This window comes from Achromobacter veterisilvae, assembly GCF_037619525.1.
Classification (GTDB): domain Bacteria; phylum Pseudomonadota; class Gammaproteobacteria; order Burkholderiales; family Burkholderiaceae_B; genus Achromobacter; species Achromobacter veterisilvae.
Map to the genome: position 1 here is coordinate 3,437,147 of NZ_CP148753.1, position 25,545 is coordinate 3,462,691.

28 protein-coding genes are annotated in these 25,545 nt (G+C 68.1%); 9 read left to right on the plus strand and 19 right to left on the minus strand.

What is annotated here, in order from left to right; all coding sequences use genetic code 11:
• Nucleotides 1-24: 24 nt before the first annotated feature.
• From WHX56_RS15980 to WHX56_RS16065, 18 genes are read right to left on the minus strand one after another with little or no spacing between them, the layout of a single operon-like run.
• Nucleotides 25-465 carry an excinuclease gene (locus WHX56_RS15980; protein WP_338878339.1) on the minus strand — a complete coding sequence of 147 codons (441 nt, stop codon included), beginning with the start codon at nt 463-465 and terminating at the stop codon, nt 25-27.
• 50 nt (nt 466-515) lie between these two features.
• Nucleotides 516-1,739, minus strand: a complete 1,224-nt coding sequence (locus WHX56_RS15985) for a beta-ketoacyl-ACP synthase (RefSeq protein ID WP_338878340.1) — start codon at nt 1,737-1,739, stop codon at nt 516-518.
• Nucleotides 1,739-2,470 carry a 3-oxoacyl-ACP reductase FabG gene (gene fabG / locus WHX56_RS15990; protein ID WP_129244365.1) on the minus strand — a complete coding sequence of 244 codons (732 nt, stop codon included), beginning with the start codon at nt 2,468-2,470 and terminating at the stop codon, nt 1,739-1,741. The genes WHX56_RS15985 and fabG overlap by 1 nt, the downstream gene beginning before the upstream one ends.
• On the minus strand, nt 2,467-2,922 hold the full coding sequence (locus WHX56_RS15995) for a hotdog family protein (RefSeq protein ID WP_129244367.1): 456 nt from the start codon (nt 2,920-2,922) through the stop codon (nt 2,467-2,469). The genes fabG and WHX56_RS15995 overlap by 4 nt, the downstream gene beginning before the upstream one ends.
• Complete coding sequence (locus tag WHX56_RS16000; RefSeq protein WP_338878341.1) at nt 2,919-4,118, minus strand: beta-ketoacyl-ACP synthase; 1,200 nt, start codon at nt 4,116-4,118, stop codon at nt 2,919-2,921. The genes WHX56_RS15995 and WHX56_RS16000 overlap by 4 nt, the downstream gene beginning before the upstream one ends.
• Nucleotides 4,115-4,672 (minus strand): hypothetical protein, encoded by a 558-nt coding sequence (locus WHX56_RS16005; protein ID WP_338878342.1) that lies wholly within the window; start codon nt 4,670-4,672, stop codon nt 4,115-4,117. Before WHX56_RS16005 ends, WHX56_RS16000 begins: the two co-directional genes overlap by 4 nt.
• Before the next feature lie 8 nt (nt 4,673-4,680).
• A complete protein-coding gene (locus WHX56_RS16010; RefSeq protein WP_338878343.1) occupies nt 4,681-5,928 on the minus strand; it encodes an NAD(P)/FAD-dependent oxidoreductase in 1,248 nt (415 codons plus the stop codon).
• A 17-nt stretch (nt 5,929-5,945) separates the two neighbouring features.
• Nucleotides 5,946-8,297: a hypothetical protein gene (locus WHX56_RS16015; protein ID WP_338878344.1), complete on the minus strand. Its 2,352-nt coding sequence runs from the start codon at nt 8,295-8,297 to the stop codon at nt 5,946-5,948.
• On the minus strand, nt 8,281-8,877 hold the full coding sequence (locus WHX56_RS16020) for an outer membrane lipoprotein carrier protein LolA (RefSeq protein ID WP_287752305.1): 597 nt from the start codon (nt 8,875-8,877) through the stop codon (nt 8,281-8,283). The genes WHX56_RS16015 and WHX56_RS16020 overlap by 17 nt, the downstream gene beginning before the upstream one ends.
• A complete protein-coding gene (locus tag WHX56_RS16025) occupies nt 8,874-9,317 on the minus strand; it encodes an acyl-CoA thioesterase (protein WP_129244378.1) in 444 nt (147 codons plus the stop codon). Before WHX56_RS16025 ends, WHX56_RS16020 begins: the two co-directional genes overlap by 4 nt.
• Nucleotides 9,310-10,233, minus strand: coding sequence for a glycosyl transferase (locus tag WHX56_RS16030; RefSeq protein ID WP_208742433.1), 924 nt, complete (start codon nt 10,231-10,233; stop codon nt 9,310-9,312). The genes WHX56_RS16025 and WHX56_RS16030 overlap by 8 nt, the downstream gene beginning before the upstream one ends.
• The gene (locus WHX56_RS16035) at nt 10,230-10,982 is read right to left on the minus strand and encodes a glycosyltransferase family 2 protein (RefSeq protein ID WP_338878345.1); all 753 of its coding nucleotides are present in this window, start codon (nt 10,980-10,982) and stop codon (nt 10,230-10,232) included. Before WHX56_RS16035 ends, WHX56_RS16030 begins: the two co-directional genes overlap by 4 nt.
• On the minus strand, nt 10,979-12,673 hold the full coding sequence (locus WHX56_RS16040; protein ID WP_338878346.1) for an AMP-binding protein: 1,695 nt from the start codon (nt 12,671-12,673) through the stop codon (nt 10,979-10,981). Before WHX56_RS16040 ends, WHX56_RS16035 begins: the two co-directional genes overlap by 4 nt.
• 3 nt (nt 12,674-12,676) lie before the next feature.
• Nucleotides 12,677-13,225: a hypothetical protein gene (locus WHX56_RS16045; protein WP_338878347.1), complete on the minus strand. Its 549-nt coding sequence runs from the start codon at nt 13,223-13,225 to the stop codon at nt 12,677-12,679.
• Nucleotides 13,222-13,476 carry an acyl carrier protein gene (locus tag WHX56_RS16050; RefSeq protein ID WP_043545299.1) on the minus strand — a complete coding sequence of 85 codons (255 nt, stop codon included), beginning with the start codon at nt 13,474-13,476 and terminating at the stop codon, nt 13,222-13,224. Before WHX56_RS16050 ends, WHX56_RS16045 begins: the two co-directional genes overlap by 4 nt.
• A gap of 16 nt (nt 13,477-13,492) precedes the next feature.
• Complete coding sequence (locus tag WHX56_RS16055) at nt 13,493-13,753, minus strand: phosphopantetheine-binding protein (RefSeq protein ID WP_129244385.1); 261 nt, start codon at nt 13,751-13,753, stop codon at nt 13,493-13,495.
• The gene (locus WHX56_RS16060) at nt 13,734-14,618 is read right to left on the minus strand and encodes a lysophospholipid acyltransferase family protein (RefSeq protein WP_338878348.1); all 885 of its coding nucleotides are present in this window, start codon (nt 14,616-14,618) and stop codon (nt 13,734-13,736) included. The genes WHX56_RS16055 and WHX56_RS16060 overlap by 20 nt, the downstream gene beginning before the upstream one ends.
• Entirely contained in the window at nt 14,594-15,322 is a 729-nt protein-coding gene (locus WHX56_RS16065; RefSeq protein ID WP_174716639.1) for a beta-ketoacyl synthase chain length factor, read from the minus strand. The genes WHX56_RS16060 and WHX56_RS16065 overlap by 25 nt, the downstream gene beginning before the upstream one ends.
• Before the next feature lie 131 nt (nt 15,323-15,453).
• Between WHX56_RS16065 and WHX56_RS16070 the strand changes: the two genes are divergently transcribed.
• The 5 genes from WHX56_RS16070 (at nt 15,454) to WHX56_RS16090 (ending at nt 20,298) form a co-directional block, all read left to right on the plus strand.
• Nucleotides 15,454-16,092, plus strand: coding sequence for a 4'-phosphopantetheinyl transferase family protein (locus WHX56_RS16070; protein ID WP_338878349.1), 639 nt, complete (start codon nt 15,454-15,456; stop codon nt 16,090-16,092).
• A gap of 91 nt (nt 16,093-16,183) precedes the next feature.
• Nucleotides 16,184-17,401, plus strand: coding sequence for an NO-inducible flavohemoprotein (gene hmpA, locus WHX56_RS16075; protein ID WP_129244393.1), 1,218 nt, complete (start codon nt 16,184-16,186; stop codon nt 17,399-17,401).
• Between the two features lie 57 nt (nt 17,402-17,458).
• Nucleotides 17,459-17,896: an Rrf2 family transcriptional regulator gene (locus WHX56_RS16080; RefSeq protein ID WP_129244395.1), complete on the plus strand. Its 438-nt coding sequence runs from the start codon at nt 17,459-17,461 to the stop codon at nt 17,894-17,896.
• Nucleotides 17,897-18,002: 106 nt separating this feature from the next.
• Nucleotides 18,003-19,253 carry a D-amino acid dehydrogenase gene (locus WHX56_RS16085; RefSeq protein WP_129244397.1) on the plus strand — a complete coding sequence of 417 codons (1,251 nt, stop codon included), beginning with the start codon at nt 18,003-18,005 and terminating at the stop codon, nt 19,251-19,253.
• Between the two features lie 142 nt (nt 19,254-19,395).
• Nucleotides 19,396-20,298: a DMT family transporter gene (locus WHX56_RS16090; RefSeq protein WP_287753094.1), complete on the plus strand. Its 903-nt coding sequence runs from the start codon at nt 19,396-19,398 to the stop codon at nt 20,296-20,298.
• Nucleotides 20,299-20,383: 85 nt separating this feature from the next.
• Here the strand turns inward: WHX56_RS16090 and WHX56_RS16095 are convergent, their stop codons facing one another.
• Nucleotides 20,384-21,058, minus strand: a complete 675-nt coding sequence (locus WHX56_RS16095; RefSeq protein ID WP_129244400.1) for a flavodoxin family protein — start codon at nt 21,056-21,058, stop codon at nt 20,384-20,386.
• Between the two features lie 128 nt (nt 21,059-21,186).
• Between WHX56_RS16095 and WHX56_RS16100 the strand changes: the two genes are divergently transcribed.
• The 4 genes from WHX56_RS16100 (at nt 21,187) to WHX56_RS16115 (ending at nt 25,459) form a co-directional block, all read left to right on the plus strand.
• Nucleotides 21,187-22,074 carry a LysR substrate-binding domain-containing protein gene (locus WHX56_RS16100; RefSeq protein WP_129244419.1) on the plus strand — a complete coding sequence of 296 codons (888 nt, stop codon included), beginning with the start codon at nt 21,187-21,189 and terminating at the stop codon, nt 22,072-22,074.
• A gap of 22 nt (nt 22,075-22,096) precedes the next feature.
• On the plus strand, nt 22,097-23,170 hold the full coding sequence (locus WHX56_RS16105) for an AraC family transcriptional regulator (RefSeq protein WP_338878350.1): 1,074 nt from the start codon (nt 22,097-22,099) through the stop codon (nt 23,168-23,170).
• Between the two features lie 217 nt (nt 23,171-23,387).
• Complete coding sequence (locus tag WHX56_RS16110; protein ID WP_338878351.1) at nt 23,388-24,356, plus strand: tripartite tricarboxylate transporter substrate binding protein; 969 nt, start codon at nt 23,388-23,390, stop codon at nt 24,354-24,356.
• Nucleotides 24,357-24,403: 47 nt separating this feature from the next.
• Nucleotides 24,404-25,459, plus strand: a complete 1,056-nt coding sequence (locus tag WHX56_RS16115) for a 3-keto-5-aminohexanoate cleavage protein (RefSeq protein ID WP_129244407.1) — start codon at nt 24,404-24,406, stop codon at nt 25,457-25,459.
• Nucleotides 25,460-25,545 lie beyond the last annotated feature (86 nt).

Genomic DNA, 25,545 nt, shown 5'->3' on the forward strand with positions numbered 1-25,545 from the left:
TCGGCGGAGCGGTCGGACCCGTCTCTACTTTACCTTGGCGAGATCGCCGCGCAGCGCCACGCCCGCGACCATGGCGCCGGCATGGCACTCGTAATCCGTCTTGCTGCTGTATTCGTTCTTGCGATAGTAGCTAACGATGTTGGTGACCGCGTTCGCGCCCGCCTTTTTCGCCGCTTCGTGCAGCGCAATGACGGCGGATTGGGCGACCCACAGGCAAGCCTCTTCGTCTTTCTTCGCGAACGCATTGGTCTTGCGGTTGGTGACGACGTTCGCTTCCAGCACCTTCCCCCTGGGCCCGGTGCCCGCCAGGTAGAAACTGACGCTGCCGTCGATTTTTCCGGCCGCCTGCGCGGCTTCGATCGCCGGCTTCAGCGGCAGGTGGACAGTGCGGTCCGCCGCGACGGCTTGCGTGGAGCAGACGAGCGACAGAGCCAGGGTTCCAAACAGCTTGTTAGACATGTTCATGGCGGGGATTCCAATTGTGAAACGGGAAAAAAGCGGCGGCATGGGGCAACTCAGCGCCAGCGGCGGAAAATCAGCGACGTGTTGATCCCGCCGAAGGCGAAGTTGTTGTTCATGACGTATTCGTTGTTCATGCGGCGGCCTTCGCTGAGGTAGTCGAGCTCACCGCAGCGGGGGTCGACATTGCGCAGATTCAGCGTCGGAGCGTACCAGTCGCCGTTGAGCATTTCGATGCTGAACCACGACTCCAGCACGCCGCAAGCGCCCAGCGTGTGGCCCAGATAGCTTTTCTGCGAGCTGATCGGCATGCGGTTGCCGAACAGGCCGTGGGTCGCTTGCGTTTCGGCGATGTCGCCCTGTTCGGTGGCGGTGCCGTGGCCGTTCACGTAGCCGATGGCCTCGGGCGGCACGCCGGCGTCCGCCAGCGCCATCTCCATCGCGATGCGCATGGTCTTCGCCTCCGGGCGCGTGATGTGCGTGCCGTCCGAATTGCTGCCGAATCCCACGACTTCGGCGTGGATGCGCGCGCCGCGCGCCAGCGCGTGGTCCAGCGATTCCAGGACCAGCATGCCTCCGCCTTCGCCGATCACCAGGCCGTCGCGGTCGCGGTCGTAGGGGCGCGGAGTGAGTTCGGGCGTGTCGTTCTTCTGGCTGGTCGCGTAGAGCGCGTCGAACACCAGGGCTTCGCTCGCGCAGAGTTCCTCCGAACCGCCCGCCAGCATCAGGTCCTGGCGTCCGTACCGGATCGCCTCGTAGGCGTAGCCGATGCCCTGGCTGCCCGAGGTGCAGGCGCTGGAGGTCGGGATGATGCGGCCCTTCAGTTCAAAGAAGATGCCCACATTGGCCGCGGTGGTATGGGGCATCATGCGGACGTAGGAGTTGGCGTTCAGGTCGTCGGTGACGCCGTTGAGCAGCATGTTGCCGAACGCGCGGATTTCCGCCGTGCTGCCCACCGAAGAGCCGCAGGCCACGCCCATGCGGCCATCGGCGATGGCGGGATCGCTCAGCAGCGCGGCGTCGGCCAGCGCCAGTTCCGCGGCCCGCACCGCCAACTGGGACACGCGCCCCATGCTGCGCAGTTGCTTGCGGGTCCAGTGCGAGGGCACCTGGAAGTCCTCGATGGGGCCGGCCAGGCGGGTGTTCAGTTCCGCGTAGCGCGACCAGTCCGGCATGATCCGGATGGCGCTTCGGCCCGCCTCGAACGCCTGCCGCACGCTGGTCCAGTCGGACCCGAGCGCGCTGATGCCGGCCATGCCGGTGATCACGACCCGTTTCATCAGCACAGCCCTCCGTTGACGGCAATGACCTGGCGCGTGATGTAGGCCGCGCCCGCGGACATCAGGAAGACGACCGCGGCGGCCACTTCCTCGGGCCGCCCCATGCGTTGCGCGGGCACGGCCTTCAGGATTTCCTCGACCGGCACGTGCTCGTCGATCATGTCGGTATCGATCAGCCCGGGCGCCACGCAGTTCACGGTGATCTGGCGCTTGGCCAGTTCCACGGCCAGCGCCTTGGCGGCCCCGATGAGGCCGGCCTTGGACGCGCTGTAGTTGACCTGGCCGCGGTTGCCCACCAGGCCGGACACCGACGCCATGCAGACCACGCGGCCCGGCGCGCGGCGGCGGATCATGGGCATGGCCAGCGGGCTGAGCACGTTGTAGAAGCCGTCCAGGTTGGTGCGCAGCACTGCGTCCCAGTCATCGCCGCTCAAGGCGGGGAACGCGCCGTCCCGCGTCAGGCCGGCATTGAGGACCACGCCGTAATAGGCGCCGTGCCCGTCGATGTCGGCCTGCAGCGCGGCCGCGCATTGCTGGCGGTCCGCCACGTCGAATTGCAGCACGCGCGCCTGCCGGCCTCGCGCCTGTATTTCGGCTTGCACGGCTTCGGCCTGGCCGCGTTGCTGGCGGCAGTGCAGCACCAGATCATGGCCGGCGTCGGCCAGGGCCAGCGCGATCGCGCGGCCGATGCCGCGGCTCGAACCGGTTACGAGGATGGGGGCAGCGCTCATTCGGGTGACTCTTCCTGGATAAAAGCGGCGGGGTCCTTGGGCTGGTAGACATTCAGCCTGGCCTGGGCCAGCAGGCGGGCTTCATCGTGCAATTCGCATTCGAAGACGCTCATGCCGCTGACGTCGACCAGCCCCCGGCGCACGTGGATGGTGAGGCGGGCGCCGGCAGGGATCGCGTCGGCGTGGCTTTCGTAGCGTCTCGTGCCAAGGAGGAAGCCCAGTTTGACGGGTTCGCCCGCCTGGCGGGCCTGGCAGCCGGCCCAGGCGCCCACGGCCTGGGCCATGAGTTCCATGCCCAGCCAGGGCGGCAGCGAGCCGTCGGGCAGGGAGTAGGGGCCGGGCCTGACGACGGCCAGCGCGCAGAGGCTGTCCGCATCATAGCTGCGGACCTGGTCGAGCAGGATCATGTCGCCGGCGTGCGGCAGCAGGCTGGCGATGGACCACGGGATCATGGCTGCGCTCCGAAGAGCAGGCTGACATTGTTGCCGCCGAATGCAAAGGAGTTGCTCATCGCCACGCGCGGTCGGCCCTGCGCGTAGCGGTGGGCCGCCGTGCTGAATTCCAGCGCCGGAAGCGCCGGATCGGGCACACCGTCCCAGACATGGGGCATCAACCGCCCGCCGGCATTGCCGGAGGACAGGGTCGCCCATGCCAGCGCCGCTTCCAGCGCGCCGGCGGCGCCCAGCGCGTGGCCGGTGAGCGCCTTGGTCGAGGAGCAGGGCACGCCCTGCGGGAAGACGGCGTGCATCGCGTGGCTTTCCATGGCGTCGTTGTGCGGCGTGCCCGTGCCGTGCAGGTTGACCCAGCCGATCTGGCCGGCCTCGATGCCGGCCGATTCCATGGCGGCGAGCATGGCCTGGCGCGCGCCGGCTCCGGTCGGCTCGGGCGCCGACATGTGCCAGGCGTCGGAACTGGCGCCGCCGCCGAGAAACGCCACGGAGCGGGCGTCGGCTCGTTCGCGCTCCATCAGGAACAGGACGCCGGCCTCTCCGATATTGATGCCGCGGCGGTTGGCCGAGAACGGCAGGCAGAGCGCGTCGTCCAGGGCGTCCAGCGTGGCGAAGCCATTGATGGTGAGCCGGCAGAGCGTGTCCGCGCCGCCGCAGACCACCGCGTCGCACAGGCCCAGCTCGAGCAGGCGGTGCGCGGACAGCAGCGCGCGGGCGCTGGAAGTGCAGGCCGTGGACAGGGTATAGGCCGGGCCGCGCGTTCCCAGCCAGTCCGCGAAGAACGCCGAGGGAGACGAGAGGGCCTGGCGGCGATAGTCGTAGTCTTCAGGCCAGGCGCCTTGCGCCGCCAGTTGGCGGAAGGCGGGGGCGTTGTCGTTTACGCCGGAGGTGCTGGTGCCCAGCACGACGGCAACGCGGCCGGGGCCATGCCGCGCCACGGCGCCGCGCAATTGCGGTTCGATCTGCAGCGCCGCGGCCAGCAGCAATTGATTGTTGCGGCTGCGGTGGTGCGCGGGCAGGGCTTCGCCAATGGGAGGCAGCGTTCCGGCATGGCCGCCCAGCGTCAGCGTGCGGCCCTGGACCCAGCCGGTCCGCGCGCGCATGCCGGAGGTGTCGCCGGCAAACGCCGCTTGCGCCACGGCGTCCATGCCCGAGCCCAGCGCGCACACGACGCCGGGCATGCCCAACCAGGTGTTCATGGCTGTTCCTTCAATGGCGAAATCCGCCAGGTAATGCCGTCGGCATCGACGACGGTGAACGTGTCGGCTTGCGCGGCTTGCGGCCATCGCACGGTCCAGCGCGGGCGGCCATGCTGCCGCAGTTCGCGCTCCGCCGCGCCGTCTTCCTGGGCGCGCGCGCGCCAGTTGCCCGCGCCATAGGCGGCGTCCAGCTCCGCCTCCGGCGTCCAGGCGAATATCAGGGCGGCGAACAGGTCGCGGGCCTGGCTGTTCGGCCTGACGAATCCGTCATTGCGCCATCGGCCGTCCTGAAGCATCTGCCTGGCCTGGGGCACGCCCATGGGGTCGAACAGCGACCAGCGCAGGGCCGGGCCTTCGCGCTGCACCACCAGCAGCGTGTCCAGGGACGGCTGGCCGGCGGCCGCCTGCTCGACATGGAGCCGGCGGGGCAGCGAAAACGTCGCGTCGCGCCCGGGTACCGGCGGCGCACCCGCGCAGCCCGCCAGCAAGGCCAGCAGCGCCGCCGCGGCCAGGGCGCGGCCGATCGCCAACAGGGAGCGGAGGCTGGCTGCCATCGGACGGATCACGCGGATGCCGGCTGCGCTTCGGCGCCGCGGCAGAGTTCGCTCAGTGTGCGCAGGCGGCGCTGCGGACTGGCGACAAAGGGATTGGTCGGGTCCCAGGCGTAGCCCGCCAGGATGGAACTGATCATACGGCGGATTTCCGGCTGCGCGTGTTCGTAGAAAACCACGTCCTGGAATTCGCCCGAGTACCAGCCCTGCACGTAGGCGCGGAATGTTTCCACCCCCACCATGAGCGGATCGGCGAACTCGGCCTGCCAGTCGACCTGGGCGCCGGTCAGTTGGCGGTGCAGCGCATCGGCGGCCAGCTTGGACGAGCGCAGGGCGATGGTGACGCCGGAGGAAAACACGGGGTCCAGGAACTCCGCCGCGTTGCCCAGCAGCGCATAGCCGGGGCCGTGCAGCCGCTGCACGCTGGCCGAGTAGCCGCCGATCGTGTTGGCGGGGGTATCCCAGACCGCGTTCTTCAGGATGCGTTTCAGGTTCGGCGCGGCGTCCGCCATCGCGCGCAGCGTGGCCATCAGGTCCTCTCCGGGGCCGCCGAAGAGATTCTCGCCGCCCACGACGCCGAACGAGCAGCGGCCATTGGAGAACGGGATCAGCCAATACCAGATGCCGCGTTGTTCGGGATGCACGCTGATCAGGATCTTCTCGCGGTCGAAGCCGGGGTCGTCGATGCGGTCCTCGATATGGGTGAAGATGGCTTTGCGCGGCGGCATCGAGGACGGGCGTTCGAGGTCGAGCAGGCGCGCCAGCACGCGTCCGTAGCCGCTGGCATCGAGGACGAAGCGGGCCTTGACTTGGTACGACGCGCCGTCCGCGCCGCGCACGTCGAGCAGCGGACCGTCTCCGCCGAAGTCGGCCGCGGTGACTTCCTGCAGATAGCGCACCTCCACGCCCTGGCGCGCCGCGTCGTCGGCCAGCACCTTGTCGAAGTGCGCGCGTTGCACCTGGAACGTGGTGCCGGGGCCGGGGGTGAACTTGTCGCGGAAGTCGAAGTAGGTATAACGGTCTCCGCAGGCGAAGGCGGCGCCGTTCTTGACCTGGAAGCCGGCGGCCTGGACGGCCGGCAGCATCCCCGCTTCCTCCACGAATTCCAGGCAGTGGGCGAGAAGGCTCTCCCCGATGGAAAAGCGGGGGAACTGCTGGCGTTCCAGCATCAGGACGTCATGCCCCTGGCGTTTCAGCAGGGCGGCGGCAACCGCGCCGGCCGGGCCTGCCCCGATTACTACGACTTCCCGATGTTCCATATCCAATGTATCCACATTCAGTGATTGACGGAGGAGTGCTGCCCGGCCTTCCGGGGCCGCCGGATCCATGGCGCCCACAGCAGCGAAAAGGCGACTCCGAGCGCCACCGCCAGTCCGAAATTGGCAAGGGCCGGCGTGCGGCTGAGGGCAAGGAGTCCGAAGGACAATAGCGTGGTGGCGGCGCTCAGCAGAATGCCGACCAGGCTGGCGGAAGCGCCCGCCACGCGTTCATACATGAAGATCGCGTAGTCCACGCCGATGGCCGACACCAGCAGCAGGCCGAACAGGCTGAACAGTGTGAGCGGCTGGCCCAGGTAGCCGAGCGCGGCCAGGCTGCACGCGGTGGCCGCCACGGGCACGGCCAGGATGCGCCAGGCGGCGGCGCGGCCCAGGGTCGCGAGCAGCAGAGCGGCGGCAACCGCATAGGACAGCAGCTTGAGTTCGGCCGCCTCTATCCGGGTCGCCGCGAACATGCGGTTCAGTTCGCCGCTGCGGTCGACGAGCGTCACGCCAGGCACGGACCGGGCAATGGCGTCCAGCGCCGATGCGCTTCGCAGGCCCAGCAATGTCACCATGCCCGCGGCCTGCCCATCGTGCACGCCCAGCCACAACGAACGCCAGCGTTCAACCTGCTGGCCTTGCAGCGCCTGGTCGATGGTGACCGCAGGGAGCGTGGCCATGGACCGCAGTTCCCGCTGCAAGGCTTCATAGGGGATGCCGAGACCGGTAATGGGTTCCCAGACTTCGGGTTGCGCGGCTCTGGCGGCCAGGCTCCGACCCAGCGCCCTCTGGTCGGCCATCGGCGATACCAACTGGCTGAGGGAGCTATAGGCGGCAAGGTCGCCGCGTTCGATCAGCGCGTCCAGTGCCAGGGACACCCGCGCCTGCCTGCGCAGCAGCTCGTCCGTATCGGGGGCGCGCACCAGGAAGAACTGGCTGGTCGGCACGAAGCCCGTTATTTCGCCGATCTGCCTTGCCTGCTGCACCAACGGCGCGGGCAGGCTCAGCCATTGGCGCAGGTCGTCCTGGATGCCCAGCCTGGAAATGCCTCCCGCGGTGGCCGCGGCCAATGCCAGGGCGCCGAGCCATAGCGCCTTGCGATTTCCGGCAAGCTGCCCGCGTGCGCGCAGCGCGGCCTGCGCGAAGCGCAGCAGCGGCTGCCAGGGCCGGGGGCGCCAGTCCGCCATCCAGGCCGGAAGCTGGCACACGGTGCAGGCATAGGCGCCCAGCAGGCCCGCGGCCGAGAACACCGCTGTCTGCGTCAGCGCCGGGAACGGCGTGAAGGCCAGGGCGACGTATCCCACGAGGCTGGCGGCGAGACTGATGGTGAGACCCGGCAAGACGCGCCGCAGCGCGGGCCAGGCCCGCCAGTCTTCCATGCCGTAGCGCTTGCCCAGCCAGTGCAGCGGGAAATCCACCGCCACGCCGATCAGGCTCGCGCCGATCACGAGCGTAAGCAGATGGATCGACCCGAATACCGCCACGCAGGCTACCGCGCCCGTCAACAGGCCGACCGCGACCGGCACGAAAGCCAGTAGGGCGCGGGCGCGCCGCAGCGCCAGCAGCAGGACCAGGACGATGCCTATCGTGGCGCCGGCGCCGATCCAGCCGCTTTCGGCCATGGCCTGGGTCCGTCCCGCGGCCGCGTACAAGGGGCCGCCGGCCACCAGCAGTTCGGCGCCCTCCGCGCCCAGGGTCCGGCGATCCTGTTCCAGTTGCGCCGCGATGCGCTGGGGCGTGCCGGAGTCGAAGGCATTGTCCCGGGTTTCGGCGCGCACCAGTACCCAGCGCCTGCCCGCCTGTTCCGCCTGCAGGGTGCCGGTACGGATGTCGTACTGCACGGCGCCGCCGGGGTGCAGCGCCTGTTCGGCCCGGCGGGTGAGTCCCAGCCAGTCCTGGTCCGCGGGAACCAGCCCCGAAGATGAAAACGGATCCGACAATTCGCGCGCGCGGCGCCGCGCATAGGACGCGGGGTCTGTTTCGAGCTGGCGCCGGTCGGCGGCGGGCAACATGGCCAGGCGGCCCGCCGCCAGCCGCGTGCGCAGGGCGGCCAGGTCGACTTCCAGTTCCATCTGCACGCTGGAGAACAGTCCGCTGTCCGTCCAGCGCTGCGCCAACTGGCGCGCGGGCGCGGTGGAGTCCGTGCCGGAGCGGCCCGCGACCAGCGCGATGATCTGGCGGGACAGCGGTTCCTGGATGCGGGCCTCGGCCAATTGGCGGGTGGCGTCGTTGCCGGCATGCGGCACCAGGTCCATCAGATTGGCGGACACGGGCCAGCCGTTGCGGCATTGCCACGCGCCGATGCACAGAATCAGCAGGAATCCCAGCTTGAACAGCCGGGGCAGCCACCGTTCAATCGGCGAACGCACGTTGCTCCTCGGCGGTCAGGGTCTGATCGGCTTTCGCGTCCGTCATCTGCAGCACGCTGCGGTCGCCCTGCGTCTCGCGCAATTCGATGCGGTCGACCAGCGCCGAGCCGTCGATCTGGATGTTGTCGAAGATCTGGCGCAGAAGGGCGGATTTCGGTGTCAGCACCAATTGCCACGCGTCCGGTTCGCCGGTGAGCGCCAGATCGAAGTTCTCGCGCAGCCCGGTGGTATCGCCCGCCAGCACGGACAGGAACAGTTGGTTCTCGCGGCCCGCGCCCGAGCGCTGCGGCAGCGCCTCCCATTTTCCGCTTTCGTCGCGGCGGGAGATGCCGCCGCCATCGATGCGCAGGTCTTGCGCAATGGGGGTGCGCAGCAGCCACAGCAGACCTTTGCCCGCCGCCAGGGTGAAGTCGCCCCGGCTGGTCAGCGGCTGCGGCAGCGATCGCAGGAACTTCTGCTGCACGAAATGGCCCCGCACGACGGGCGCCGCGCGCAGTTGTTGCTGCAAATCGGCCAGGTCGAAGGCGCTGGCGTTCCAGGACAGGCAGGCCAGCATCAGCAAGGTGAACAGTCGCTTCATGCCGGCGTATCCCTCGATTGCAACTGGCGCTGCACGGCGTCTTTCAGCGCGGAAGGAGACGCCAGTTGCATTTCGCGGGTCCGCAGGCAGACCGCGACCTGTTCGGAGGTGGCCCGCGTCAGGCGCCGGCCGCTGTCGGCGTCCAGGATCAGATAATTGATCTTCAAGCGATGTTCCCATTCCACGAGTTCGGCGCGCACGACCAGGCGCTGGCCGAACTGCGCGGGTTGCGCGTAACGCAGATGCAGGTCGATCACCGGCCAGACATAGCCGCTGGCCCGCATGGCGTCGTAGTTGTAGCCCAGCGCGTCCAGCAGTTCGCAGCGCGCCTGTTCCAGATATTTCACATAGTGGCCGTGCCACACGACGTTGATCGAATCGACATCGAAGAAGGGCACCCGGATTTCGACTTCAGCGCCGATCACGCCTCGTTTACGCATCGTCTTTCCAGAAGGGGTAGAAGTTGAACCATTGCAGAGGCGCCAGGCGGCAGTGCGCGGCGAGGCGGTCGGCATAGCGCTGGGCCAGGCCGGCGATCCGCGCCTGGCGGGTGGCGCGCGTCCATTCGATGCCGTCGGAAAGGCGTTCCATGGCCACGCGGTAGCGCGAGCCGTGACGCGTGCAGAACAGCAGATTGACCGGGCTGCGCAGCAGGCCGGCGAGCAGCCAGGGCCCCTGGGGGAACAGGGCGGTGGCGCCAAGAAAATCCACGGGCGTCGTGCGATCGCCCTGCAACGGAATGCGGTCGCCGGCGATGGCCAGCCACTCGCCGCGGTCCAGCCGCTGCGCCAGGTCCAGCATGGCGGGCGCGTCCAGATCGCTGACCTGGATCATGCGCAGCGCGCCGCCGGCCTCGTCGAGCAGGCGGCTGAATTGGGCCGCGTGCTTGTCGTGGACCAGCACGTTGAGCTTCAGGGCGCCGGTCCGTTCCGCCAGCGCGCGGCAGATTTCGAGATTGCCCAGGTGCGAACCGACCAGGATCTGGCCGCGCCCCGTGCCCATCTGCCCGTGCAGGCCGTCGGGGTCGGCGATGTCCAGGCTGGCCATGGTGATCTTGCCCTGCCAGACGTCCAGTTTGTCCAGTATTGCATCGGCAAAAGCGAGGTACTGGCGGTAGACGGGCAGGTTGCGCGGCAGCGGAACAGGCATTTCGCCGGATTGCGCCAGCCGGCGCTGGTATTCGGCAATGGCCCGCCGCGCCCGGGCGCCGAAGACGTAGAAATACAGGACGACCGCCCAGACCAGCGGCGCCACGAGCCGCCGGCCGAGGTTGCGCGCGGCCCAGGCGGTAAGGCGCATGAGCACAAGGCTGCCGCGCTCGGGCTGATCCGCCCAGTGCCGCTCCATGACGCTCATGGCCGCGGCCCTTTCGCCAGCCGGCGCCACAAAAGCGCGGGCGAGCGGGCAAGCATGCCGAAGAACAGGCGGGCGTGCATGCGGCTGATCAGCAGGTTGTCGCGCACCCCCTTGAAGTGCGAGATGCCGCCTTCCGGGTAGGCCACGCGCGTGGGCAGCCAGACCATGGCGACGCCGCGCCAATGCAGGCGTACCAGGATGGCGATGTCGAAATCCATGCGCTGGCCGACGTGGGCGCCGTCGATCACGGGCAGCGCCTGGGCCAGTGGGTAGACGCGGAACCCGCACATCGCATCGGGAATGTCGGCCGAGAGCGTATTGATCCAGACCCAGACGCGGGTCAGCCAGCGGCCGTACAGGCGGCTGCGCGGCACGTCGTCGCCGTATACCGGAAGGCCGCAGACGACGGCTTGCGGCCTGGCGCGCGAGGCCTCCACGAATGCCGCCGCGTCCGGCAGCGCATGCTGCCCATCGGCATCCACCTGCAGAGCGTGGGTATAACCCAGCTCGGCCGCGGCGCGCAGCCCGTCCTGCACCGCCGCCCCTTTGCCGCCATTCGTCCCGCGCCGCAGCAGATGCGTGCGAGGCAGCGCCGCCAGCGCGTCCAGGGCCGCGGCGCAGCCCGGCTCGGAGCCATCGTCCACCAGCACGCAGGGCAGGCCTTGCGCCGCGAGTTGCGCATGCACGGCGCCCACCGTGGCGCCGTGGTTGTAGACGGGGATGACTGCGCAGAGGCGGTGGGCGGTCATTGCAGGTCGCCTTCAACGATGCGGCCCGACGAGCAGGGCGCGCCGTCCAGGGTGAAGGCGAAATGCAGTTTTCGCTTCGAGGCGTCCCATTTCAGCGCCAGGGAGGCGATGTCGCCCGGACGAAGCAGCCGTTGGAACTTCAAGACTTCCATGCCGGCGAAACGCAGGCCGGGATGGAGGTCCCGTTGCGCCAGCGACATGGCCCAGCTAATTTGCGCCGCCCCGGGAACCACCGGGGCCGTGGGGAAGTGGCCGGCGAAATGGGCGAGATCGTAGGGGATTTCCAGCGTATAGCGACGCTCGTTGTCGGCTGCGCCGGGCAGTTCCACGGCCTGGGGCATCAGGGGCCGGGGGCCCGCCGCGGCCTCGAATTCGCGGCGGGGCAGCTTGCCCTGCGCGTTGCTGGGCAACTGCGGAAAGAAGCGCCAGGTGCGAGGGACGGCCAGCGATCCGAAGATCGCGCCCAGATGCGCGCGCAGTTCGCCGACCAGCGCTTTCCGGCCCCGGTTGCGCAGGGTGTGCAACCCCTTGGCCGATAACGCGACCAGCGCGGCGAGGCGCGGGGCGCCGGCAATCGCGCCCAGGCGTGCTTCCGTCACGTAAGGGTGCCGCGCCAGCGCCCGCTCCAGCATGGGCAGCGAGATGCGCTTCTCTTCGATCTTCACGATGCGGTCCAGGCGGCCGAGCAGCCGGAATCCGCCGGCGGCGAGTTCCGCTCCGTCCGCCGTTTGCTCCTCGGCGGCGTTGATCCAGGGGGATCGCACCCGCAGCGCGCCGTCGGCGTTCACGCTGACGGCGACGCCGGGCAGCGGCCGCCAGTCTTCCGCGCCCCGGCGCCAGGCGACGGCGCCCGTCTCCGAACTGCCATAGATCTCCGTGGGACGCAGGCCCAGTTCTTTTTCGATGTGGTCGGATACGTCGGACGGCAGTTCGCCGCCCGAGGAATGGATGCGGGTCAGCCTGCCGCGCAATTCGCGCCAGTCCAGCCGCTGCCCCAGGCGCCGCAGCAGCGCGGGGCTGGCGATCCAGGTGAAGGAGGGGTGGCGCAGGCTGGCCCGCTGCAGGTCTTCGGGGTAGATGCGCTGTAGCCGGTCGAGCAGGCGTCCCGCGCACAGCGGCCACAGCACCCTGAAGGGCAGGCCGTACATATGCTGCGCCGATACGCTGCCCAGCACGGGCGTGCGCGCATCGGGCCATTGCTCTTGCAAGGCGCGGACTTCGTCCATCAGTTGCCGCCAGTTCTTGGCGATGTGCTTGGGTTCGCCGCTGGATCCCGAGGTGCACAGCACCAGCTCCAGCGAGGGGTCCAGTTCGGCGGGCGCCAGCGGCGGCTGGCCATGAAGGCCGGCCAGCCGCCGTTGGCGGTCCGCCGGCACCGGCAGGCTGGCATCGGTCAGCCAGGCATCCACCGTGGCGTCGAGAGCGGCGCAGGTGTGCGCCTGGGCATCGCCCGGGAGCACCGCCACCACGCCGGCGCGCCAGCAGGCAAGGAGCGCGGTCGCCATCAGGGCGGCGTCTTCGAACCAGAGCGCGACGCGGCGCAGCGGGCTTGCCCGCAACGCGCCGGCCGCCGAGAGGCAGGCATGCGCGAACTCGCCGCGCGTCAGGAGCGGTTCGTCAGCGACGGGAACATCGGCTTCCGCGGGCGAGGCGGGCAGCAGGAGATGCGTCAGAGGAGTCCAGGCCATCATGGTTCAAGCCGCTTTGGCGGCCGCGGGACGCAGCAGCCATTCGCCGGCGATCAAGAGGCCCATCAGTCCATAACTGATGGCGCCGTTGTAGGCCAGCCACCAGCTCCAGGGCGCCCATGCCGCCAGCGCCGCGGCCGTGGCGCCGTTCAAGGCGAAGAATACGCACCACACGCGCGTCACGTTGCGGGTGTAGCGCACGCCCTCGGGGGGCAGGCCGGGATGGCGCAGGCGGGCCAGTTGCTCGATCACCGGGCGTCCGGCCATCAGGCTGCCGCCGAAGATCGCCAGCATCATGCCGTTGACCATCACGGGGTACCAGCGCAGCCAGGCTTCGGAATCCGTGACCGCCAGGATCAGGCAGAAGGCAATCGCCACGGCGGGCAACAGGCGCGAGCCGCGCTGCGCGGCGCTTGCGGTCAGGCCGCGCGCCAGCCACAGGAGCGCGAGCGGCAAAGCCACCCAGGCCGCGTTCACGCGCCCCAGCGTCGCATAGACGGCGAAGGGGTAAGCGATGCCGGCCAGGGCCAGGGCGGCGGCAACGCCTTGCTTCATGCGGCCGGGTCCTGCTTTTGCCACATGGCCTGCACTACGTCTTCGACGGTGCGCACCGTGCGGAAGTCGTTGGCGTCGAGTTTGCGGCCCGTCTGCCGGCGCACGTGGTCGATGAGGTCGATGGCGTCGATGCTGTCGATCTCCAGATCGGTATACAGGTTCGCCTCGGGCGTGATGCGTTCCGGCTCGATCTCGAACAGTTCGACCAGCGCGCCGCGCAGCGTATTGAAGATTTCCTCGCGGGTATGCATCGTGACTCCGTATGCGTTAATCGTGACGTTGCGCGGCGACGAAGGCCGCCAGCTTGGCGATGCTGGCGAAATGCTCGCGCATGTTCCTCGTTTCCGGATCGATGGTGATGCCATAGCGCTTTTGCAGCGCAAGGCCGAGCTCCAGGGCGTCCACGGAGTCCAGTCCCAGCCCGTCGCCGAACAGGTGGGCGTCGCGGTCGATGTCCTCGGGCGAGATGTCTTCCAGCCCCAGGGATTCGATGACGAGGGTCTTCAGTTCAAGTTCCAGTTGATTCATCCAGCTTGGACTCCGCATTCGCCGCCATGGGCGATGGTTTGTTCGTTGAAATGCCGTCCGGCGCGGTGCGCGCCAGTTCGGCTTCGAAATAGGCGTGCAGGTGATCGTTCATTCTGCGCCCTGCGATCGGCAGCGGGTGCGCATCGCGCCACGTGGAGGGATCGATGTCCTCTCCCACATGGATCACGTAGCGCATCCGGCACGCCGGAATCCGGTACCAGGGTTCGCCCTTGGTCAGGCTGCGCGGATTCATGCTGATCACCACGGGCGTCACGGCTCGCGCGCCGCGCAGCGCGATGGCGCAGGCGCCCCGGTGGAACCGGGGCAGTGTGTCTCGCGGCGTGCGGGTGCCTTCGGGAAAGACGATCAGGGTTTCGCCGTTGCGCAGCACGTCGGCGGCGCGGTCGAACATGTCGAAGCTTTCGTCGTTGGTAATGTAGCCCGCATTGGCGATCGGTCCGCGGGTGAAGGGATTCGTGGCCAGGCTGTGCTTGACGATGCAGTTGGCGTTCTTGACGTGGCCGACCAGAAAGACCACGTCCAGCAGCGAGGGATGATTGGCCAGTATCATCTGCCCGGGTTGGCCGAGGCGTTCGGCGCCCTTGAATTCCACCGTCAGGATGCCGGTGCGGATCATGAAGCGGATGAAGAGGCGGAATGTGCGGTTCAAGGTCCCGCGCGCGCGGCGCTGGCGATCCAGCTTGCCGCCCGGCAGCAGGCGCTGCGACGGGAACACGAAGGCGCGCAGCAGAACGCCGCCCAGCCCGAACAGGGTGAACGCCATGCCGGTGGCGACGAGCCGCCAGAGCCAGAAGTCTTGCCGGTGGTGCGTGGTGCCGATCATGCCGTGCGTGTCCAGATCCACTGGCGGGCGCGGTTCGCATGCCGCCAGGCGTTTGTGCGCAACAACAGGTGGCGCAGCAGATTCAGGGGGTTGGGCCAGGCTTGCGGAGCGTCGAGAGCCGGGTCCGTCTGTTGCGGATCCATCGTCAGCGTCCAGTCCGAGCCGGGACGCAAGTGGAGCGCAACCGCGTAGGAACATGGTACGTCCTGCGTCCAGGGGGCGTACGGAGCCGGCGGCACTTCTTCCGTCAGCACCACCAGCACATCCTCGTGCCCGTGGCCGAAGAGCATGGCCGCTTCGATGATGGCGTGTTCGAGACCGTCGTCTTCTACCGACAAGGCGACGGATTCGGCCGTTTCGCGGCGTATGATCGACCACTGCGCGGCGATGGCGTTGTGCACCGACAAGCCGAACGCGGTAGGGGAAAGCGGCTCGTCCGCGGCCAGCGATTCCAGCAGCCCGAAGTTGCGGGTGGTTTCGCCGTGCCGGGAGGCGTAGACCAGGGGCATGCCCGGCCGTCCTTCGGCCAACGGCCACGCGCACTCGAACACCCCGCGGGCCAGTGGGCTCAGGCGGCGGCGTTGCAGGGCGGGCAGGAAGTCCAGGCGGGGCACACTCTTGTTGCCGAAAGGGCAGAACGGGTGTTCCGCCCAATCCAGCCAGCCGTCGGGACTATCGATTCCTGGTGCCCAACCCTGCCATTGCGCAATGGAAAACTTCAGCATAGCGCGCGATTCTACTACGGCAATATTAGGCGATTTTGATTTAACCAGTTACATCAGACGCATTCTTGGTGCGTTTCTGTATATATTTTTACTAAATATTACTTTTTGGCGTGGAAATTCAGGAACTTTTCATGTGGTGGGCGGACCGGTCCGCCGCCTCGCGGTACCGCGCGCAGGATTTGTCGGCCGAGGATTTACTGCGGGCGCAAGCCCTGCGCAGCCCGAAAGCGCTGGACGATTGGCGGGTCAGCCGGACCCTGCTCCACGAGGTCCGCGCGGCGCTTCCTCCCGGCGGCGCCACGTCGCTCAGCCATAGCGGCGGCCTTGCGGTCTGCGCCGCGGCAGCCGCCGCAAGGCCCCTGGGCATCGACCTCGAGAGAATCCGGCCGCGCGACGTGGCGAGCCTGGCCGAGTGGGTCTGCTCGCCCGCCGAGCAAGCCGCGCTTGCGGGCATGGAATGCGCCGAGCGGCTCGGACACTTCTATTTGCTGTGGACGTTGAAAGAAGCCTTCATCAAGGCGGCGAAGCTGGATTTTCCGGCGGATATGGCGTCGGTCGGCCTGGCAGCCAGCCCGGATGCCAAATGGTATCTGCGGGCGCCGCCGGGGCAGTGGCGAGCCGCTTCCTATCGGTTGGGCGAGGAATGGATTTCCTCCGTAGTGTGGCGCGCCGCCGCGCACGAAACCGTCCATCCCCGGTGGCGCGCCGCAACCGGCTGCGTGCTGCCGGCAGTTACCGTTTTGGGAGAGTGGGTGCCGCTCCAAGCCTGAATCCGGATCAGGGTTTTCCATTAGGCGTTTTAAAGATGTATTATAAATATATGTTTAATGGCGAGCACGATCGCATCACGAGGAGCAGTAGATGTTGAGTCCCCAAATCCGCGGCCTGGTCAAGGGCACGGCCCCAGTCCTGAAGACGCATGGCGTCGCGCTGACCCGGCATTTCTATGCCCGCATGTTCCAGCACAATCCCGAACTCAAGCACGTGTTCAACCAGGGCCACCAGGCGGGCGGCGAGCAGCAGCAGGCGCTGGCCGGCGCCGTCGCGGCCTATGCCGAACACATCGACGATCCTTCGGTGCTGATGCCGGTCGTGACGCGCATCGTGCACAAGCACGTCAGCCTGGGCATCCGTCCGGAGCACTATCCGATCGTGGGCAAGCACCTGCTGGCCTCCATCCGCGAAGTGCTGGGCGATGCGGCCACTGACGAACTGGTGGATGCCTGGGCCGCGGCCTATGGCCAGTTGGCCGGCCTGCTGATCGCCGAAGAGGCGCGCCTGTATGGGGAATCGGCCGCCAAGCCGGGCGGATGGACGGGCTGGCGCGCGTTTCGCGTGGTGGGCAAGCAGCCCGAAAGCGCCGAGATCACGTCGTTCTACCTGGCGCCGGCCGATGGCGGCACGGTGCCGGCCTACCAGCCCGGCCAGTACGTTTCCGTGCGCCTGTACGTGCCCGAACTGGGCCTGATGCAGCCGCGCCAGTACAGCCTGTCGGATGCGCCGGGGCAAGACCGCCTGCGCATTTCGGTCAAGCGCGAAGCGGGGAACGCGCAGACGCCGGCCGGCCGCGTCTCCAACGCGCTGCACGATCGCCTGGAAGAAGGCGGCGTGCTGGACGTGGCGCCGCCCCAGGGCGATTTCCACCTGCGCGAAGAGGGCAGCGCGCCCGTGGTGCTGCTGAGCGGCGGCGTGGGCCTGACGCCCATGGTGTCCATCCTGAACCACCTGGTGCGCCTGAACGACGACCGCCAGATCCGCTTCGTGCATGGCTGCCGCAACAGCTCGGCGCACGCCATGAAGGACCACATCAACAGCATCGCCGCCGAACGCGGCAACGTGCGCAAGGCGGTGTTCTACGAAGAAGTCGGCCATGGCGACCAGCGCGGCCGCGACTACGACCACACCGGCCGGGTGGACCTGCACGCCATCCGCGAGGACGCCATCGTTCCGGGCGCCGACTATTACCTGTGCGGCCCGGCGGGGTTCATGCGCGCGCAGCGCCAGGCCTTGGCCAGCCTGGGCGTGGCCGAGGACCGCATCCATGCCGAGGCCTTCGGCAGCGGAGGCGCGCCCGCCTGAGCGGTGTATCCTGGCGGCCTGCCGTTCCGGGGCCGCCGGGGCCTTCCCATCCATGCCATGCAACTGACCCGATTCACCGACTTCGGCCTGCGCGTCCTGATGTACCTGACGCAGTGCCGCGACCGGCCCTCCGCCGTCACCATCCCGGAGATCGCCGACCGCTTCGGCGTGTCGCGCAATCACCTGGTCAAGGTGGCGCACTTCATGGCGCAGCGCGGCTGGATCGGCACGTCGCGCGGCAAGGGCGGCGGCCTGCGGCTGGCGCGGCCCGCCGCCGACTACCGGCTGGGCGACCTGATACGCGAACTGGAGCAGCAGGGGCCGCTGATCGATTGCCGCGAACCGCCCTGCGCGCTGGACGGCTCGTGCCGGCTGTCGGGCGTGCTGGCGCAGACCCTGCAATCGTTCTACGAGGCGCTAAACGGTTATACGCTGGCCGACCTGGTGCGCGATCCGACGGCCGCGGCCATCATCCGCCTGCACCGCGCCGCCTGAGGCGGGGCATGATGTTTTGTTATGGATCCTGCGGAGTTTGGCATTTGCCGGACCGGCCGGGCGCGCCCCAGAATAGGGCCACTTCCCTGTTCTCTTGGATATAGGCATGCGCGTTTGCGTGATCGGTGCGGGCGTCGTGGGCGTCACGTCGGCGTATTTCCTGGCGCGCCAGGGCCACGATGTGGTGCTGGTGGACAGCCAGGCGCGTCCGGCGGAAGTGTCCAGCTACGCCAACGGCGGACAGCTCAGCTATAGCTACGTGGCGCCGCTGGCCGGCCCCGGCGTGCTGCCCAGCGTGCCCGGCTGGCTGCTGCGCCGGGATTCCCCGCTGCGTTTCCGGCCCCGGCTGGATCCCCATCAATGGCGCTGGTGCCTGCGGTTCGCGCTGGCGTGCCGGGAGTCCGTGGCCCGGGAGTCCACCGCGCAGTTGTCCGGGCTGTCCTATCTCAGCCGGGACGTCATGCACACCCTGCTCGAACAAGAGAACCTGGACTTCGGCCACCTCAAGAACGGCAAGCTCATCGCCTACCGCACTCCGGCCTTGCTGGACAAGGCGCGCGCGCTGGTCGAGTACCAGGCCGCGCACGGGGCCGAGCAGCAGGTGCTGGACGCGGCCCGGACCCTGGCGCTGGAACCCGCGCTGGCGGGCATGGGCGGCAGCCTGGCGGGCGCCATCTTCACGCCCAGCGAAGAGGCCGGCGATTGCCGCCAGTTCACCGAAGCGCTGTTCGAGCGGCTGCAGTCCCTGGACAACGTGCAGTGCGCCATGTCCAACCCGGTGTCCGGCCTGCAGCGCGAAGGCCGCCGCATCGTGGCCGTGAACACCCGCGACGGCGATATCGGCGCCGACGCCATCGTGCTGGCGACCGGCATCGGCACGCGCGCGCTGCTCAAGCCGCTGGGCCACGACGTGCCGCTGTATCCCCTGAAGGGCTACAGCCTGAGCGTGCCGCTGGCCGATGACGACGAGTCGGTGGCGCCGCGCATCAGCGTGACGGACTACGAGCGGCGCATCGTCTACGCGCGCGTGGGCGGCGTGCTGCGGATCGCGGCCATGGTCGATATCGGCAGCGCCAATGCCGACATCGACCCGGCGCGCATCGCGCTGCTCCGGAGGCAGGTGCACGAGGCCTTCCCGGCGCTGGACCTGCGCCAGGCCATCCCCTGGGCGGGGCTGCGCCCGGCCACGCCCACCGGCAAGCCCCTGATCGGGCGCAGCCCAGCGGCGGACAACCTCTGGCTCAATATCGGGCAGGGCGCGCTGGGCTTCACCCTGGCTTGCGGCAGCGCCGCGCTGCTGACCGCCCAGATGGCGGGCATGGCCTTGCCGCTGGACCCGGCGCCGTTCCGGCCCTGAGGAACGGGCCTGTCCATTTCTCGATAGCCGCTGTCTTTTCGTCGGCAGACGGACTGGCCCCAGCTCAATAGGATAGTGATTCTCCCGCCACGCGCGCCATGCGCGGCGGGAGCCGATCCCTCATTCTCCGAGCGAAACCATCATGTCCTATCTGTTCCCGCTGTTCGCCATTCTGTTCTGGGCGGGCAACGTCATCGTCTCCAAGATGGCCGCCAGCGCCATCTCTCCCACGGCCATCACTTTCTACCGGCTGGTGCTGGCGCTGTTCCTCATGGGCCTGTTCACGGCGCGTCCCGCCTGGCGCAACCGCAAGGTCATCCTGCGCCACTGGCCCAAGCTGGCGCTGTACGGCGCCTTGTCCTCGGCGGTGTTCCAGGCGCTGTCCTACCGGGCGGCCGAGACCACCACGGCCACCAACATGGCCATCCTGACCGCGCTGATTCCCTTGCTGAGCATGCTGCTCAGCGTCGTGATCCTGCGCGATCCGCTGACCCTGGGCATGGCCGCGGGCGGCGCGCTCTCGTTCCTGGGGCTGCTGTACCTGGTGGGCCAGGGCGACATGCTGAGCGTGTTCCAGCAGGGCATCCACGTGGGCGACGGCCTGATGCTGCTGGCGGCCTTGTCCTATGCGCTGTACGGGGTGCTGCTGCGCCACTGGAAGGTGCCGGTTCCAGCGTGGCAGTCCACCTTCGTGCAATCGATCTTCGCGCTGCTCTACATGCTGCCGCTGTACCTGCGCGTGCCGGCCGCGCAGGCCGCGCTGGACATGAATACCATTCCGCTGATCCTCTACGCCGGCATTTTCTCGTCGGTGCTGCTGTCGTTCCTGTGGATCGAAGGCGTGCACCGCCTGGGCCCCAACCGTTGCAGCATCTTCATCAACCTGCTGCCCCTGTTCACCGCGCTGGCCGCCTTCGTCCTGCTGCGCGAGCAATTGCGCATGTACCACCTGCTGGGCGGCGCGGTGACGCTGGCGGGCGTGCTGCTGGCGCAGACGGTACAGCGTCCGCTGTTCGGCCGCGCCCGCGCGCTGGCGCTGGACTAGGACCGTTCACTGGCGTTCAAGACGCGCCCGCCCAGGCGGTGGGCTTCGCGGACCAGGCCCACCTGACGCGGGTGTTCAAACAGGTCTACGGCAGCCCGCCGGGCGTGCTGCGCAGGGCGGGGGCGGGCGATTCCCAGACGTTGCGGGCCCGGGGCGTCTCGAGCCGGTAATCGGAGTACTTATAGGTGAAGAAGTCGGCGCCCAGCCGGGCTGCCGCGTCCAGCGGCCGGCGGGGATCCGCCGCCACCTCTCCGCGCAGGTTGCCCGCGCCGTGCACGTAGCCGACGAAATCCGAGTGCGTGTAGCGCGCGTATTCCTGGATCTGATGGACGATGCCCAGCGCCGCGCCGGGATAGGTCTCTTCGGACGCCACGGCCAGGCCCAAGCGCTTGCCCGCCATGCGGGCCTTGACCCGCGCCGGTTCGGGGCCTTCGCCCGCGTAGTGGCTGAACGAGCGGTCGAAGAAGGCCTTGGTCTGCGCCGACATTCCGTACCAATAGATGGGTGTGCAGACCAGCGTGCCGTCGGACGGCAGGAAGTGTTCGAGGAACAGCTCCGCATAGCGGTCGTCCGGCGCGGGCGCATGGCGCAAGTCGGGCAGGAAGCCCTGGATGTAGTCGTCCAGGAAGAGAAGCGTGGCGGACGTTCCGGCGGCTTCGGCCCCGCGCTGCGCGGCCGCGCCCAGCGCCGCGCTGTTGCCGTCGCGCCGCGGGCTGCCCACCAGGATGAGCAGGCGCTTTTCAGGATGATGTGAATTCATGTCTATTTCCTCGTTCGTGGATGCGGGAGTTCCGTGCGTTCAAGGAAATGTAGGTTCCAAGGACGGGGCGAGACAAATGACCATTCCTGCACTAAGATGAATTGAATTCATCAGAAGTGCTGAAGCCTATGTTCGCCACGCTACCCGTCACGGCGCTGCGCACGTTCGAAGCGGCGGCAAGGCTGCGCAGTTTCAAGCTGGCCGCGGCCGAACTGTCGGTGACCGCCACGGCCGTTTCCCATCAGGTCAAGGCGCTGGAACGCCACATCGGGGTCGCGCTGTTCGAGCGCGTGCCGCGCGGCGTCCGGTTGACGGACGCAGGCGGGCGCCTCTTCGCCCGCGTGCACGGCGCGTTGCTCGACGTGGCCCAGGTCCTGGACGCCTTGCGGCCCGCGCCCGCTTCGGGCGCGCTGACGGTATCCACCACGCATTCGTTCGCCGCGCTGTGGCTGGTGCCTCGGCTGGGGCGCTTCTACCAGGCCCATCCGCAGTACCAGTTGCGCCTGGATGCGGGCGCCGACCCCGTGGACCTGCTGCAGGACGCCAGCGTGGACGTGGCCGTCCGCTACAGCCGCAGGCGTTTTCCCGACCTGCACGCCGCCTGTTCGCTGCGGGAATGGTTCGGCGTCTATGGCGCGCCGGCGCTGGTGGCGCGGCAGGGGCGGCGCGCGCCCGCGCTGGTGACCGTGCGCTGGCGCGATTCTCCGCTGTACGAACAGGGCTGGCAGGACTGGTGCGCGGCGGCGGGGCTGCCGGCCTGGCGCCGGCCGGCAGCGGTGCATGCCTATACCGAAGAGCACTACGCCTTGCAGGCCGCCATCGCCGGACAAGGCCTGGTGCTGGCCAGTTCCGTGATGGTGTCGGACAGCGTGGATGCGGGCACGTTGGTGCCTTTCCGTCCGGAGGTCCGGGTGGAGGGCGCCGCCTACACGGCGCTGTGCGCGCCGGGCCGCGAACGGCATCCGCCGGTCAAGGCTTTCCTGGCGTGGCTGCGCCGGGAATTCGAGACCGGCTGAGCGAAGCAGGGGGACGAATTCGATGGGCCACACGAACCCTCGCGCGAGGCACACGCTGCAACTGATGCGCAGCGGCAGCCTGAGCGGCTACGTCGAACTCGTGGAGTCGCTGGGCAGGGATCCCCATGCTTTCATGAAAGCCGTGGGACTGCAGGCGAAGTTCCTGGAAGATCCCGAGATGCTGATCTCCCGGGGCGCCGTGCGCGAATTGCTGGAGATAACCGCCCGCGCCACGCGGACGGAAGACCTGGCGCTGCGCATGGCGGCCCGGCGCAAGCTCTCCGCGCTGGGCCCCATCAGCCTGGTGCTGAGGGAGGCGCCTACGCCCAGGGCCGCGCTCGACACGCTGTGCCGCTATTTGCGGCTGGTGAACGCCGCGCTGACCATCCGGGTTGAAGACGCGGGCAACGTGGTCGTCATCCGCGAAGACCTGCTGCCGACTCCCGGCCTGGCGATGCGGCAATCGGTGGAGCTCGCCGTGGGCACCATGTTCCGCATTCTCTGCGAGCTGATCGGGCCGCATTGGCAGCCGCAGGACGTGTGCTTCACGCATCGTTCGCCCAGGGACGCTTCCGCGCATCGCGCTTTTTTCCGGCGCAGCGTCAAGTTCAACCAGGACTTCAACGGCCTGGTCTGCCTGGCAAGCGATCTGTCCAGGCCGCGCGAGCCCGGAGACCAAGTGGCGGCGGATCTGGCGAGGAAGTACCTGGAGGCGGCGCTGACGGACCGCGGCGAAAGCGCCCAGGAGACCTGTCGCCGGATCATATTGGCGCTGTTGCCGACCGGCGCCTGCAGCGCGCCGGAGGTCGCGCGGTTCCTGCACGTCGACCGCCGCACGCTGCATCGCCGGCTCGATGCCGAGGGCCTCAGCTTCAGCCGCCTGCTCGACCAGGTGCGCGCCGATCTCGCCAAGCATCATTTGCGCGAGAGCGACCTGCCGCTCGGCGAGGTGGCGGAACTGCTGGGCTTTGCCCGGCCCAGCAGCTTCAGCCACTGGTTCCACGGCCTTTTCGGCTGTAGCGCTTCCCAGTGGAGCAAGCGGGCCGCCAGCCTGGCGCTCAGCGTAGAAGAGGGCGGCCCCGGTTCGCCTGCCTGAGTCCCACCGCGCCGCAAGGACAGGCGTTCCCGCGCTGCGTTTTTCATTGTCCCAAATTGGCAAATTTATGTCCCAGAAAAGCAAGTGATAACGCCGCGGGCGTCAGATACTTATGCCCATGGACGAGACATGCACAGCGTCCATCCGCGGCAAGACCGCGGCACAGACCGAGGCAGGCACCGCATCTGTCCGGCACAAGCGCCCACTGGAGACAAGAATGAGATTGCAGCGACTTGCACGACCCGCGATGGCGTTGATCGGATGGTCTTTGGCGTTCAGCGCCTGGGCGTTGGGCGACAAGCCCTTGAGGGTCATCGTCCCAGGCCCGGCAGGCGGCACGGTGGATATCGCCGCTCGCGTCATCGGCCAGCAGATGTCCGCGGACATCGGCCGGCCGGTCATCATCGAAAACCGTCCCGGCGCAACCGGGTCCATCGGGCTCAGCGCCATGCTGAAGGCCGATCCCGACGGCAACACGATTGCGCTCGGGCCGAACAACATGCTGGTCGAGGCGCCGCACGTGATGAAGGTCCCGTACGATCCGCTGGGAGACATCGTCACCATCGCCCGGGTGGCCCTGACGGGCTACGTGCTCGTGGCCGCCGCCGATTATCCGGCCAAGGATTTCCAGGGACTGGTCGAGCATTTGAAGACGCGCAAGGGCAAGTCGTCCTTCGCCAGCTACGGAACCGGCACGGTGTCGCAGTATTCGGGACTGATCTTCAGCAGCCAGGCCGATCTGGGCATGCAGCACGTGGCGTACCTCGGGTCTCCGCCGGCGTTGACGGATGTGATCGGCGGCCAGGTGGACATCATGTTCGATGGCATGGTGACGTCCCTGCCTTTGATCAAGAGCGGCAGGCTGCGCACCTATGCGGTCGTGGGGAAGAACCGATCCCACTATTTTCCCGACGTGCCGACGATGAGCGAGCTGGGTTATCCGGAAATCGAGTTCCAGGGGCAGGTGTGCTTCTTCGGTTCCAGCAAGCTGCCGCCCGAGATCCTGGCGAAGCTTCAGGCGATCATCGGCAAGGCGGCGAGTGTGCCGGCGGTGCGGCAGAAACTGGCCGACGCGGGCCTGGAGCCCGACGTGAACACCGATACGGCCGTGCTGCTGGCTGAAAACAGGCAACTGTCCCAGGGCAATGCCGCCATCGTCAAGAAATTCGACATCCAGGCGAATTGATTCGCCTCGCTCCTTCCCTTTCCCCTATCAGTCGGAGAACCTTCGCCATGAACTTTCTTGACGGCCATCTTTATCCCGAAAACCAGCAACCCCTGATCATCACGGCCGCGCCCTATGCGCCGGGCTGGATTCCCTCGGACTTTCCGGAAGACATCCCCGTCACGATGGAGGAGCAGATCCAGAAGGCGGTGGACTGCTATGAAGCCGGCGCCGCCGTGCTGCACCTGCACGTGCGCGAACCGGACGGCAAGGGGAGCAAGCGCCTGTCCATGTTCAATGAATTGATCGCGGGGGTGCGCGAGGCGGTGCCCGAGATGGTCATCCAGGTGGGCGGCTCCATCAGCTTCGCGCCCGAAGAGGGGCAGGCGGCCAAGTGGCTGAGCGACGATACGCGGCACATGCTGGCGGAACTCGATCCCAGGCCCGACCAGGTGACGGTGACCGTCAACACCACGCAAATGAACGTGACGGAACACGCCTGCATCGACGACTTCAAGGGCGTCTCTCGCGGATTCCCGCAGCTCTATTCCGCCTACAAGGACATGATCGTGCCCTCGAACCCCAGTTGGGCCGAGGAACACATCCGCCGCCTGTCGGCCGCCGGGATCCAGAGCGAATTCCAGGTCTACAACATCAACAGTTTCGAAACGATAGAGCGGATGATCCGCCGCGGCATTTACAAGGGGCCCCTGGTGATGAACTGGGTGGCCATCAGCGGCGGCATGGACCAGGCGAACATTTACAACCTGGCCAATATGCTGCGCGCCGTGCCCGACGGCGCGGTCGTCACGGTGGAAAGCTCGGTGCTCAATGTGCTGCCCGTCAACATGATCGGCATCGCCCTGGGGCTGCACGTGCGCTGCGGCATCGAGGACGTGCTCTGGAACCAGACCCGCACGGGCAAGATGAGTTCCGTCGAGCAGGTCAAGCAGTTGGTCCGCATCTCCGGCGAGTTCGGCCGTCCCATCGCGACCGCGCAGCAGGCGCGCGAGATCATGAAGATCGGCGTTTTCTACGAAACGGCGGAAGAGACGCTGCAGGCCAATGGCTTCGCGCCCAACCGCAACGGCGGCAACCAGGGCTTCCTGCGCAAGCCGGCCTGACGCCTTCCTGGCAAGCCGTTCCGGCATCCGGGCCCGGACCGCCGGATCCCGCCACGGCACCGCGGCGAGGCGGAACGGATGGAACG